Below are 13,992 nucleotides of genomic sequence, written 5' to 3' on the forward strand. Positions count from 1 at the left end.
CACCTGTCGCTTCTAACACGACCTAGGCATCCAATACCGCCACTTTCAGATCTACCTGTGGTTGCTCATTCCGACGGCGCAGTACGGCTTTGTAATCCCGCGGCATCACTTTCACAAAAAGCTTTTTAGATTCGTTCCAGTTGTCCAGGATGTCCAGAGCGGTTTTACTGCTCGTGTAGGAGAAATGGTTACGGATCATCCGGCGCAGCAGTTCGAAATCGGCTTCATCCAGCGGATCCAGATCGATCATTTCCTGGTTGACCAGCGATTCGAATTTTTTCTCCGGATTGTAAACGTAGGCCATGCCGCCGCTCATACCGGCAGCAAAGTTCTTACCGGTTTCTCCCAGTACCACTACTACCCCACCGGTCATGTATTCACAACCGTGGTCACCGATACCTTCCACCACTGCCTTCACCCCGGAGTTCCGGACGCAGAAGCGTTCTCCGGCCGTTCCTTTGATGTAGGCCTCACCGGAAGTTGCACCGTAGAAGGCCACGTTACCGATGATGATGTTCTCGTGGGGATCGAAAGTAGCTTCCCGGTCCGGCACCACGATCAGGCGACCGCCGGAAAGTCCTTTTCCAAAGTAGTCATTGGCTTCACCTTCCAGGGTGAATTCCAGCCCTTTCGCTCCGAAGGCACCGAAACTCTGACCGGCCGAGCCCCGGAAACGATACTGGATCGTAGCGTCCGGCAAACCTTCCGCGTGGAAGCGTCTGGAGATCTCCGAAGAGAGCATGGCGCCAACCGCCCGGTCGGTATTTTTGATCTTGAAGGTCGTATTTACCACCTGCGCATCGTTAAGCGCGGGCTGGGCGTGTTCGATCAGGCGACGGTCCAGTACGTCGGCGATACCGTGGTCCTGCTCAACGCGCTTGAATTGTCCAACCGAGGGATCAGCCGGCTCCTTATACAGGATCGGGCTCAGATCAAGTGCCTGGTATTTCCAGTAATCGATATGTTGTTTTACTTTCAGCAGTTCTACCTTACCCACCATTTCTTCCACGGTACGGAAGCCGAGTTCCGCCATGATCTCCCGCAGTTCCTGCGCCAGGAAGGTAAAGAAATTGATCACGTGCTCGGGATCTCCCGTAAAGCGTTTACGCAGTTCCGGATCCTGGGTAGCGATACCGACCGGGCAGGTGTTCAGGTGACACTTCCGCATCATGATACAGCCTTCGACCACCAGCGCGGCGGTGGCAACGCCCCACTCTTCGGCGCCCAGCAAAGTAGCGATCGCCAGGTCCCGACCGGTACGGATCTGACCGTCCGTTTGCAGGACGACCCGGTCGCGCAGTTTGTTTTTCACCAAAGTCTGGTGTGATTCTGCCAGACCCAGTTCCCACGGCAGACCGGCGTGCCGGATAGACGTCAGCGGTGAAGCCCCCGTACCGCCGTCGTGTCCGGCGATCAGGATAGCGTCTGCGTGCGCTTTGGCCACCCCGGAGGCAATAATACCTACACCGGCTTTGGAAACCAGTTTCACGTTGATCCGGGCATCCGGATTGGCGTTTTTCAGGTCAAAGATCAGCTGAGCCAGATCCTCGATGGAATAAATATCGTGGTGCGGAGGCGGTGAGATCAGACCTACGCCCGGCGTTGAATTCCGCACCCGGCCGATCCAGTCGTCCACTTTATGGCCGGGAAGCTGTCCACCCTCACCGGGTTTTGCACCCTGGGCCATTTTAATCTGCAGTTCGATGGCATTGTTCAGGTAGTAACTGGTTACCCCGAAACGTCCGGAAGCTACCTGCTTGATCGCAGAACGCTCCCAGTCTCCATTTTCTTTCCGATCGAAGCGGATGGGATCTTCACCCCCTTCTCCACTGTTACTACGGCCGCCGATCTTGTTCATCGCGATCGCCAGGGTCGAGTGGGCCTCGTGGGAAATTGAACCGAAGGACATGGCTCCCGTTGCAAAACGCTTCAGGATTTTCTCTACCGGCTCTACCTCGGAGATATCGATCGCCTCACCTTTGCGAAAGGTCAGCAGGCCACGCAGCGTCAGTGCCTGTTCTGCCTGATCGTTGATGATCTTACTGTATTTCTTAAAGGCGGTATAATCTTTCTTACGGGTTGCGAATTGCAACAGGTGGATGGATTGCGGATTGAACAGGTGCGCTTCGCCCCGTCGTTTCCACTGGTAGATCCCTCCGACTTCCAAGTCGGGAGCAGCCGTCGAAGAATGCGGGAAGGCCAGATGGTGGCGAACCAGCACTTCTTTGGCAATACCGTCGTACCCGATCCCTTCGATCCGGGATACGGAGCCGGCAAAGCAATGATCCACCACTTCTTTGTTCAATCCCAGGATCTCAAAGATCTGCGCTCCCTGGTAGGATTGCAGCGTGGAGATACCGATCTTGGACATGATCTTCAACAGACCTTTACCCACTGCTTTTTTATAAGTGTACAGCAGTTTGTCCAGAGAAAGATCATCTTCGAATACCCCGCCACGGCGTCTCAGGTCCGCAATGCTGGCGTAAGCCATATACGGGTTGATCGCACTGGCCCCGTAGCCGATCAGGGTAGCGAAGTGATGGGTTTCCCGCGCGTCCCCGGTCTCGACCACAATGGAGGTCAGTGCCCGCAATCCGGTACGGATCAGGTGATGGTGCACTGCTCCCACTGCCAGCAATGAAGGCAGCGGTGCCCGGTAAGCATTGGCGTTGCGATCGGACAGGATCAGGATATTTGCGCCGTTCCGGGTCAGATCTTCGGCTACCGCACAGATGTGATCGATAGCGGCCCGCAGGCGTCCACCCTGGCCGTCGGCGTCAAAAAGCGTATCGATCACGCCGGAACGGAAACGCGGGTGATGTAGTTCTTTTATCTTTTTCAGTTCCCCGTTGCTCAGCAGCGGTTGATCCAGGTGGATGAAGCTCGCTCTTTCCGGACCGCGATCCAGAATATTGCGGGAGCCACCCAGCATCGCGTACAGGGACATCACTGAGCGCTCCCGGATGGGGTCGATCGGCGGGTTGGTCACCTGTGCGAACAACTGTTTGAAATAGTTGCCCAGGTGCTGACTGTGGTGAGACAGTACCGCCAGCGGCGTATCCGCTCCCATGGAGCCGATCGGATCCTTGCCCTCCTTGATCATCGGAGCGAGCAGTACCCGGAGGTCTTCTTTCGTAAAACCGAAAAGCTGTTGGTTCCGGAACAGGGTCTTTTCATCCAGCTCGATCACTGGATTACCGCGCTCCTGGATATCGTCCAGGGTGAGGCGATGCTCATCCAGCCACTCACGGTACGGCAGACGCTGGCAGATGATGGATTTCAGTTCTTCGTCACCGATGATGCGGTGTTCGTCCAGGTCGGCGATCAGGATCTTACCCGGTTGCAGGCGACCTTTCTTTACCACTTTGGACTGATCGATCGGAATTACCCCGGCCTCCGAGGCCACGATCAGTACATTATCATCCGTGAGGCAGTATCGGGACGGACGCAGACCGTTACGGTCCAGTGTAGCTCCTACCAGAATCCCATCCGTAAAACAGATGGAGGCGGGACCGTCCCAGGGTTCCATAATGGTTTTGTGATACTCGTAGAAAGCCTTTTTGTAGTCCTCCATATGATCATCGTGCTGCCACGCTTCCGGGATCATCATCATCAGAGCGTGCGGCAGGGAGATGCCACTGAGTACCAAAAACTCTAGCACGTTATCGAAGTTACCGGAATCCGACAGGTGCTGTCCGCAGATGGGTTTCAGCTTTTCCAGTTCTTCTTCGCTGAACAATTCGGCCTTGATCAGTTTCTCTTTCGCTTTCCACCAGTTGACGTTACCCTGGATGGTGTTGATCTCCCCGTTGTGGGCTACGTAGCGGAACGGCTGGGCCAGTTTCCATTTAGGCACCGTGTTCGTGGAGAACCGGGAGTGTACCAGGGCGATCGCAGATTTGTAGTTGGGATCCTGAAGATCAGCAAAATACGGCTGCACCTGGTAGGTCGTCAACTGACCTTTGTAGACAATCGTCTTATAAGAAAAGGAAGTAATGTAAAATTCGTCTTTGGACTGGGGATACGTAAGGTGTATGTTATGCGTAGCGTATTTGCGTAGGATGTACAAACGACGCTCCAGGGTTTTCAGATCAAGCTTATCCTTGGGACGCACAAATACCTGTTCCATACGGGGTTCCACGGACATGGCCGAGGGACCGATATCATCATTTATGGTTTTCAGAGGACGGTAACCGATCAGGTCAAAACCGCACTCATCGATATAATCGTTTAACAGGAATCGGCTCTGCCGGCGCAATACCTCATGCTGGGGAAAAAATACCATTCCCACACCGTAAGCTCCGTATTCCGGCAAATTCAATCCGATCTTCTTACACTCAATAGTTAAAAAATCATGTGGTACCTGGGTGAGTATCCCGGCACCGTCTCCGGTATTAGGTTCACATCCACAAGCTCCTCTATGTTCCATATTGGTCAGCATCTGCAATGCATCCGCTACCAGCTCATGGGATTTATGGCCATTCAAGTTGGCAATGAAACCAGTTCCGCAGGAATCCTTTTCCATGGATGGAACATATAGCCCTTGGTTGCTGCGTTCTTGCATAGATCTATTCGTTATTGGCGTTGAAAAAAAGGAGTTTTTCAGAACATGAAGACGTTGGTAAGGCTTCACCTTAAACTCCGAAACAAGCTGCTGATCGCATTGGATCCCCGGTCCGGATCTCAAACAATGGATCAATTTTAATTTGGCGTTATTCAGTAGGACTTGCATCAGAACTGTGCTAACATCCTAATTTGCAATCATCTGTGGTTTAAAGAGGTGTCGTTCAGCTCTAATACTAGTTGAAAGATTTGACTTTAGCCGGGCTAACAAAAATAGGAAATTTCGATGAGTTTACAAATGAATATTATTCAAGCGAAACCCGCTATTCTTTAAATTTTACTTAAAACTACGAATGGAAGTAAAGGAATTAATAATTTTTGGGGTGATTTCACTAAAAAAGCAAATTTTGTTAATTCAAATATTAAACGGAATTATCCGGATCTGTAGAATAAAAAATTCACAATGCGGGGCTAATGCCATATTTTATTTTAGCCCAAATGGGCGAAAATGAATTCTGCCGCATCGTTAAAATTTCATTTCTGGTACGATCCCTAAACGAATTTTCTACCCAATAATGTAGTTATGCGGACCAGGCGGAAAGTCGCTTCAGCAGTTTCAGCATTTTCTGGTTCAGCGAGGGATTTACGTTGAAAAAATAGCCGTTGATATTGATCCATTCCTTCTCTCTTTCCAGACCTTTGAGCTGGTCGTAAGCCACCTGCCTGGCCTTCTGTAAGTGCGCTTTCCAATAGATCGCTTTTTCGGTAAGCGCGAACCCTTCCTTGCAGGATCCGAATAAACTCTGATCACAGATCAGCAGGATCTTTTCGCTCTTTTCCGGGAACAGGAACGACCGCCCGGCATTTTTCAACTTATTGACCGGCATGGTTAAAAAATCGGTATAAACGACTTCCGACTCGTGGGCGAAATCCAGATAATCCAATACCATCTGAAACAGGTCGATCTCTTGCGGATCCAGATGCTGGTACTTCAGAATGCTTTCGGGAAGCGGGGTATCCAGCAGATCCTGACAATAGCGAATGATGAAAAAATCGGTAAGTTCCTCCAACAGCTTCCCTACTTTTTTGTTAGCTGTCCGGACGGAGATCGCATCCGTATTGAGTTGGGCCTGCAGCTTCTCCCCTACCTGTTTGGCCCGCCGCTCCACGATATCCCGGAATCCGGATTCGTACACCCGCTCGGAAAATGGCAGGTGCTCCGATTTGCCGAGTTCGGTGCGTACTTTTTGTTGGAGCGCTGCGAAAAAATGGGCGCTAATCTGGGTGGCTACCTCATCATCCCAGTTCACTGTAAATATGGCGTCCTCTGCTTTTTGCTCGTGCTGAGGCGCTCCACACTGAATACAGAAGCGAGCTTCGTCCGGTAAGGGTGTCTGACAGTTAGGACAGGATTTCAAACTGGATGCTTTAAATTTTTTTGAATTTCCAACTCTAAAATGCCAAAAATATGGCCAAAGCACGAAAAAAGAGCGAATTACCTAGTAAAATCTGCCCGGTTTGCCAACGTCCCTTCGTCTGGCGCAAGAAATGGGCCAAAAACTGGGAGGAAGTGCGCTACTGCAGCGAACGCTGCCGTCGGAATCGATAAAACCTAAAGCACTGACAGTCAGCTTATTTTGAAGCTGCGCCGGTGTTATTCAAAGAACTGATCCCCTCCGTCCCTTCCGGGATCAGCGCCTGAGAGGCATCATTGTAAAAATAGACCTCATCGAGAAAAACCCAGGAGGGATCACCTTTCCCCTGGTGCCAGGCCGGTAGCGATGGCAGCGGTCTGGCCACGATCTTGTAGCAGGCAAAAGTAGAAGCGGGTATACGGATATCCAGTCCTCTCACCTCGTTCGGCAGGTATTTCTCCGGTAATTGGGGATTAAATTTGCGGATCAATCGCAGATTGCCCGCATCCGGTCCGCCCCAGACTTCAATATTCATGGGCGTCATGATGTAGGAGCCGATATTTTGCAGATAACTCAGCGTAATGGTCGAAATGGGAATGGCGGGATCCTCCGGATAGAACAGGGCCTCGAAGGCCTCCTTGCGGAATCCGATCCAAAAGGGAGACTGAAAATTATTGGCGAAGCCTTTTTTTCCGTCGATCAATCCCGGAGCTCCCGAGCCGGTGTATTTCTGATTGGGACTGGTCAGTAATTTAGCTTCCCGGATAGGAATGGACTTCGGGAAAAAAGTAGCCGTAACCTGTTCGCTGCCCAGCCAGTTTTCCCGAAATGCCCGGGCTTTGACCACTGCATACTGACTCGGTGCGATCGGCCCTTCGTAAATCGGTGCATCGGTGCTGTCCGGTTCGCTGCCGTCAACGGTATACCGGATCACAGCTCCCGGGAAATTGTGTTTCAAGTGGATCTCCTCCCGGCCTTCCAGATTATCCATTCTTTTGACCACCGGCGGACTGAGTTGCAGCAATTCCTTCGCTTCCGGCTGGTAACCGCTCTGAATGTCAATAGCCGGGAACGCATGGATCAAGGCCCTGATGCCAACAGAATCCAAAGCCGTATTCCAGATAAACAGTTCTTCCAGCCTGGGCAGCCCGCGCAGGGTAGCCGTAATACTGGTATCTACCGGCAGACCGGAAAGAGAAAGACTGCGCAATTCACCGCAATCGGCCAGTACTTCCAGACCTTTGCCCGAGAGATCGGTATTGTTCAGGTTGAGTTTTTCCAGACGATGGAACTTGCGGATCACTTCCAGTTCATCGTCTTCAATGGGGAGATGGTCCAGTTTCAGGTCCACCAGTTGATCCCGTACCTTGAGCAGATCGGCCAGGAACTCCTTCTCGTAAGTTTCCCGGATGAAAATGGCAGCCCGTAAGGCCGGCGATCCCTGGGCGATAGGCGTAACGGTCCGAAATGGGATGTTCAGCTCTTCAATGACAGCCGTGGAAGCTGGAGCAAAATCATAGGCAACCTCCAGTTCAGCCTGGGCCGCCTGGATCTGTTCCATGGCCAGTAATTTCAGCGGACTGTCGTCCGGCAGGTCCCGGATTGGTATAGTCATATCCGCTCCCTGGGCGATCCAGTTCCTGAGCAGGTCGATCTCCGCTTCCGTCAGTTGGGGTTTGCCCTCCGGCGGCATATGTTCTTCCGTTTCAAGCGGTAATTCCAGGCGTTCGATCAGCAGGCTTTCTGCGTGATCTCCGGCCGTGAAAGGTACGCCGGTGTCTCCGCCTTTCCGGAATTTTTTAATATCCGTCATAACCAGGCCGCCCTTGGCTTTACTTTCATTGTGACAACTGAAACATTTCTGCTGGAATACCGGGACGATCAAGGCCTCGTAGACCGGTGTAGCCGCCGTTATTGCTGGTTTTTCGTTTTGTAAAGGTGCCAGGACAAAGTCTTCTCCGTGGGTGATCCCAGCCCCCAGATGACCGGCGATCAGGAGCACCAGGATGTTGGCCGCAAGCCCGAACTGAAAAAGCCGGCTTACCTTTTGCTGACCTTTGAGCCAGACGAAAAGGCCGTAGGTCAGCCAACTCAGTACGATGCCAGCCCATTTATGCTGATCTACCAGTTCGCCGTTGTAACCCGACTCTCGGGCCAGAAAGAATCCCATTAAGGCGGTGAGGGCGGCCGTTATGCTACCCAATGCCAGAACGAAAAGGTGCATCTGGTAAAAGGAGGGCTCCGGCAGGTGCTTCTTTACAAACGGAAGCAACGCCAGTAACAAAAGAAAGCCGATCGGCAGGTGCAACAACATCGGGTGCATGCGGCCTACAGCCTGTAGCCACTCCGGCACCATTACCTGATCTTCCACAAACAGGAAAAAGATCAGCAGGAGATTTATCGCAAATACCGCATTGGAAACAACACTATAAAATAGCTTCATAGACTAATGTAACTAAGCAATAACGCCTTTCACCACTTTGCCGGCCACATCGGTCAGACGGTAGCGACGGCCCAGGTGTTTATAAGTCAGTTTTTCGTGATCCAGCCCCATCAAATGCAGGATGGTGGCGTGGAAATCATTGACGTGTACCGGATTTTCTACAATGTTATAACCGAATTCATCGGTCTGACCGTAGGTGATCCCGGGTTTCACCCCACCACCGGCCATCCAGATGGTGTAGCAGCGCGGGTGGTGATCCCGGCCGTAGTTATCTTTTCCGAGATTCCCCTGACAGTAATTGGTCCGTCCGAATTCTCCGCCCCAGATCACCAGGGTTTCGTCCAACAGACCACGCTGTTTGAGGTCGGTAAGCAGTGCTGCCGTAGGCCGGTCGACCTCCTGGGCCTGCTGGGCCATCTCTCCGACCAGGTTACCGTGCTGATCCCATCCCTGGTGATAGAGCTGTACAAAGCGTACGCCGGCTTCCGACAGTTTTCGGGCTAGCAGGCAATTGGCCGCGTAGGAACCCGGAGCCAGGCAGTCCGGCCCGTACATGCGAACGATGTGTTCCGGTTCCTGACTGAGATCCGTCAGTTCGGGCACGGCCGTCTGCATACGATACGCCATTTCGTATTGTTTGATCTTGGTATTGATCTCCGGATCGCCAAAGGATGCGTAGTTCTGACTGTTCAGTTCGGAAAGTTTATCCAGCATACGACGGCGGCTCGCTTTGTCCCGACCGGCCGGATTACCCAGATATAAAACCGGATCTTCACTATTACTGAACTGCACGCCCTGATGGATGCTATCCAAGAAACCGTTGGTCCACAGCTTGGAATAGACACCCTGACCGTTGCCCGGTCCGCGGGAGAGCAGGACACAGAATGACGGGAGGTTCTGGTTTTCACTGCCCAGGCCGTAACTCATCCAGGCGCCCATACTGGGGCGGTTGCCCTGCTGGGCTCCGGTCTGCATAAAGGTGAGCGCCGGATCATGATTGATGGCCTCGGTGTGCATCGTTTTGATGAAACAGATGTCGTCCACCACCTTGGCGGTGTGGGGAAAGAGTTCACTCACCCAGGCTCCGGAATTTCCGTATTGCTGGAAATCAAATTTGGAACCCACGAGGGGGAAGCGGTCCTGCCCGGAAGTCATTCCGGTGAGGCGTTGCCCCTGCCGCACGGATTCCGGCAGGTCCTGGCCGTGCATTTCCCGCAATTTGGGTTTAAAATCGAAACTTTCCAGTTGGGAAGGCGCTCCGTTCTGGAAGAGGTAGATCACCCGTTTGGCCTTGGGCGCAAAATGCGGTAAGCCCAGGGGCAAACCGGCCGCCATGCTGTCTCCTTTGGAGAACAGGTCCGGCACCATCAAAGAACCTAAGGCTACACTACCGATCCCCAGGCTTAGTTTTCCTAAAAACTGGCGACGGTTGACGTTCAGTCTGTTTTCTAAAAATTCCTTATCCATATGCTTAGGTTTTCACAATTGCTTCTTCCAGATTATAAATAGTATGAACGACCTGCATGAGAGCCGCCAGCGCCGTTACATTTTCGACGGTGGCCCGCGGAAACTCACCGGTACGCAAAAACTTTTCGGCCGCATCCGGGTGTTCGGCAAAATACTGACTCTCTTCCTTAAAATGACCCTGGAGCACCGCAAATTCTTCCGCTCCCGGCGGTCGGCAAATGATCAACTGGAAGGCCTTTTCAATTTTGGCGTCAATATCTCCGGCTTCCCCAAATAGCTTTTCGGCCAGTACCCTCGATGCTTCGAGTACATGGGGGTCATTCAACATCACCAGCGCCTGGAGCGGCGTATTGGTGCGCATCCTGCGCACCTCACACTGATCCCGGTTGGAGGCGTCGAACATGAGCATTACGGGCGGCGGCACGGTCCGTTTGATAAACTGATACATCCCACGGCGATACAGATCCTTATCGTGATCCTGTATGTAATTGGTCAGGATACCCCGCCCGGAAGAGGCGGATTCCCAGATACCATCCGGCTGGTAGGTCTTCACACTGGGCCCGCCGATATCATCGTTGAGCAGGCCGCTACTCGCCAGCACCAGGTCACGGACATTTTCGGCGGGTAACCGCAACCTTGGCGCTCTTGCGAGGTATACGTTCTCGGGGTCTTTTTCCAGTTTTTCCTGCGGTACTTCGGCGGATTGACGATAGGTAGCCGACATCACGATCTGTTTGATCAGTCGTTTGATATCCCAGCCGTTCTCTCTGAAATCAATAGCCAGATAGTCGAGCAGGGGTAAATTGGTCGGCAGGTTGCCCTGCATGCCGAAATCTCCCGAGGTCTTGACGATGCCCCGGCCGAAGAGTTCCTGCCAGATCCGGTTGACGAAAACGCGGGCGGTAAGCGGTTGCTCCTCCGCCAGCATCCACCGGGCAAGTCCCAGGCGATTGGCGGGGAATACCGCCGTATCGAAGGGCATGATCGCCAGCGGCATATTGGGCGTCACCGTATCGGTTTTGGCGTCGTACAGCCCACGATCAAGGATCTGCGTGGCCCGGATACCCGTAGAATCCTGCATGACCATGACTTCCAGTTTGGCCGAATCCTGCTTGTTGATGAAGTCCAGAATGCCGGCCACATCCTCGTTGGTGATCTCCATATTTGGGGGATCCGCGAAGGAAGCGTCGATGGTACCGACCAGCCCTTTTTCGGGAACCTGGTCAAAGAAGGCAAAGGTTTCGTAGTAATTCTTCTGGGAGATCGGATCGTATTTGTGATCGTGGCATTTGGCACACTCGAAAGTCAGACCCAGAAATGCTTTTCCGAAAGTATTGGTCCGGTCCGTAACGTACTCGATCCGGTATTCCTCGTCAATGACCCCTCCTTCCTGTGTGATCTTATGGTTGCGATTAAAACCGGTAGCCAGCAGAGTCTCCTTGCTTTTATCCGGGATCAGGTCACCCGCCAGTTGCCAGGTCAGGAACTGATCGTAGGGGTAATTGGAGTTGAAGGCGTGGATCACCCAGTCCCTCCAGGGCCACATAGTTCGTAGTCCGTCATCCTGGTAGCCGTGGGAATCGGCGTAGCGGGCCACATCCAGCCAGTGCAGCGCCAGTTTCTCCCCGTAGTGCGGGCTGGCCAGCAGTTCATCCACTACTTTTTCGTAAGCACCTTCCGAATCATCCGCCAGGTATTTTTCCTGTAATTCCAGGTCAGGCGGCAGCCCGGTAAGATCAAAGGCCAGTCGTTTTAACAAATGGGCCTTATCCGCTTCCGAATTGGGCGAAAGGCCCTGGCTTTCCATTTTCTTCAGTACGTAGTAATCGATATCATTTTGGGGCCAATCCGCCAGTTCCACTTCGGGGCGATCCGGCATCTCGGGAGGGATAAAGGCCCAGTGCGGTTTGTATTCTGCGCCCTGTTCTATCCACTTTTTCAGCAGCTCAATCTCTCCCTCGCTCAGGGCCAGGTTGGCCTCCGGGGGCGGCATGATATCCAGGGAATCCGTGGTAGTAATGCGATGGTAGAGGGCCGACTGGTTCGGCTCGCCGGGAACGATCACAAACTGGCTGGCGTCGTCTTTAAGCGCCGCGTAAGCTCCTTCTTCCGTGTCCAAACGGAGATCGGCCTTCCGCTGGTTGGCATCCGGACCGTGGCATTTAAAACATTTATCGGACAGGATCGGACGAACGTCAAAGTTGTAATCCACCAGCTCCCGATCGTTTGCCCGATTGGAACAGGACATCCCCGTACCGAGCAGGGTAACGGATATCAGTAAAAGCCAAATGTGGTTAGGTGCAATGGATGGCATGTAATTATTTTTTTCTCGAAACAGAGCTTTCTGGAGCTGTCGACAAAAGCGACCGAATAAACAAGCACAATTATTCAGACAGGAGGAATAGTACCCTGGAAGCTTTCTCTTTTGCAAAATTAATGACTGGCAAAGTGCACAGACAACTTTTTTTTTGCCTTTTCTGATATTTTTTTTGCCGATTGCTGCTCCCGGACAACCGCTGATCAGTCGGATGGAATGCGCCCCGCCCCGTGGTTCCGGAAGAAAAGCAAGCTGTTTTGATCCGGACAGCCCACAGCGCGGGAGCTATTCTCCCTGCCGCTAGCCTTCCTCCATAACCAACATGCGATCGGGGTCCCAATTGATCACACGTTGCTCAAAATAGCTCTTGTTCGAAGCCAGTGAAGGCCCTGCAGCCCGGAGGCCGAATGACGCATCCTCAATGATCGGATGATTATTGCGAATACCGGCCAGAAACGTGGCCCAGTGATCCAGGGAATCGCTATAACCCTGGGGAGCTTCGTACTTTAGTTCATCCGGTTCGGACATGCGCGGCTCATCCGGATAGTGTGATTCGTACCATTCCTTATAGGCCTTTTGCGTGGCTTCGGTAAAGGTATTGAAGGAATCCCAGCCTCCGTAACCCGGTGCAGTGGGCAGCTTCCGTCTTTTGACGGTTATGGCCCGTCCGGTCAACTCCATGATCCCCTCCGAACCGACAAAGCGGAACTTGGAACCGCCACCGCCGCCGTCCACAAAATTGGAGCGGAGCTGTAAGTTAAAGGCCGGATGTTGGTCCGTTTCCGGATAATCATAAATACCCAGGATCACGTCGGGTACATCGCGGCCGTCTTTCCAGTAACGCAGGCCGCCACTGGAATAGATCCGGTTCGGGCCGTGCGACTGCAGGATCGTATGTACTCCGGAAAAGAGGTGCACGAAGAGATCACCGGCAACCCCGGTACCGTAGTCCCGGTAATTACGCCACCGGAAAAAACGGGTCTTATCGAAAGGATGTTTGGGAGCATCGCCGAGGAATCCTTGCCAGTCAATGGTTTCCGGCGAAGCGTCGGGCGGGATCGAATACTGCCAGGCCCCGAGGGCAGAGTGCCGGTCGTACCAGACTTCCACCAGTACGAGATCGCCGATAACGCCGTCGGCCATCAGATCCCGGGCCTTGTGGTAAACGATGGAGCTCACCCGCTGACTGCCTACCTGGAATACCTGACCGGTCTCCTTTTGGGCCTTGATCACAGCGTGCCCTTCGTCGAGATGGTGCACCATCGGCTTTTCGCAGTAAACGTGTTTTCCGGCTTTCATCGCCGCTATGGAGATATGGTCGTGCCAGTGATCGGAAGTGGCAATGATCACCGCATCAATATCCTGACGGGAAAGGATCTCGCGGTAATCACGGGTAGTGAACAGATGATCGCCGAAAACTTCCTTGCTGTGCTCCAGTCGGCCATCGTACAGATCACAAACGGCAACGAGTTCAACGCCCGGAAGTTGCAGGGCGGTCCGGCAGTTACTGAAGCCCATGATGCCCATACCGATCGCTCCCAATCGGATGGTGTCATTAGGACCGTAGGATCGGGACAATAACTGCGCCAGCGGAATGCTTTGGGTATTTTCGGCAAGTAAAAGATTGGAAGAGAAACCGGCCGTTACCAGGCCGGCTCCCATTTTTCTTATAAAAGCTCTACGTGATTTGGACATGGTATGTGTTTCTTTTTGTGATCGTCAAGTTACAAAAATAGACGATGAATACCATGCCAAGGCGTACATCGGGGCCAGGTGAGACGGCCAGC

7 protein-coding genes are annotated in these 13,992 nt (G+C 52.9%); 1 reads left to right on the forward strand and 6 read right to left on the reverse strand.

Annotated features, from left to right (window positions below; translation table 11 throughout):
- Positions 1 to 22 precede the first annotated feature (22 nt).
- A complete protein-coding gene (gltB, locus tag CRP01_RS01050; RefSeq protein WP_099148121.1) occupies positions 23 to 4,564 on the reverse strand; it encodes a glutamate synthase large subunit in 4,542 nt (1,513 codons plus the stop codon).
- A 580-nt stretch (positions 4,565 to 5,144) separates the two neighbouring features.
- Positions 5,145 to 5,981: a zinc ribbon domain-containing protein gene (locus tag CRP01_RS01055; protein WP_099148122.1), complete on the reverse strand. Its 837-nt coding sequence runs from the start codon at positions 5,979 to 5,981 to the stop codon at positions 5,145 to 5,147.
- Between the two features lie 50 nt (positions 5,982 to 6,031).
- On the opposite strand from CRP01_RS01055, the gene CRP01_RS01060 reads away from it, so the two are divergent.
- Entirely contained in the window at positions 6,032 to 6,172 is a 141-nt protein-coding gene (locus tag CRP01_RS01060; RefSeq protein WP_099148123.1) for a DUF2256 domain-containing protein, read from the forward strand.
- 23 nt (positions 6,173 to 6,195) lie between these two features.
- Here the strand turns inward: CRP01_RS01060 and CRP01_RS01065 are convergent, their stop codons facing one another.
- From CRP01_RS01065 to CRP01_RS01080, 4 genes are all read right to left on the reverse strand, one after another.
- On the reverse strand, positions 6,196 to 8,421 hold the full coding sequence (locus CRP01_RS01065) for an FN3 associated domain-containing protein (protein WP_099148124.1): 2,226 nt from the start codon (positions 8,419 to 8,421) through the stop codon (positions 6,196 to 6,198).
- Positions 8,422 to 8,433: 12 nt separating this feature from the next.
- Complete coding sequence (locus CRP01_RS01070) at positions 8,434 to 9,888, reverse strand: DUF1501 domain-containing protein (protein WP_099148125.1); 1,455 nt, start codon at positions 9,886 to 9,888, stop codon at positions 8,434 to 8,436.
- A gap of 4 nt (positions 9,889 to 9,892) precedes the next feature.
- Positions 9,893 to 12,202, reverse strand: a complete 2,310-nt coding sequence (locus CRP01_RS01075; protein ID WP_099148126.1) for a PSD1 and planctomycete cytochrome C domain-containing protein — start codon at positions 12,200 to 12,202, stop codon at positions 9,893 to 9,895.
- 303 nt (positions 12,203 to 12,505) lie between these two features.
- Positions 12,506 to 13,900, reverse strand: a complete 1,395-nt coding sequence (locus CRP01_RS01080; protein WP_099148127.1) for a Gfo/Idh/MocA family protein — start codon at positions 13,898 to 13,900, stop codon at positions 12,506 to 12,508.
- Positions 13,901 to 13,992 lie beyond the last annotated feature (92 nt).

Source organism: Flavilitoribacter nigricans DSM 23189 = NBRC 102662 (assembly GCF_002646595.1).
Classification (GTDB): Bacteria; Bacteroidota; Bacteroidia; order Chitinophagales; family Saprospiraceae; genus Flavilitoribacter; species Flavilitoribacter nigricans.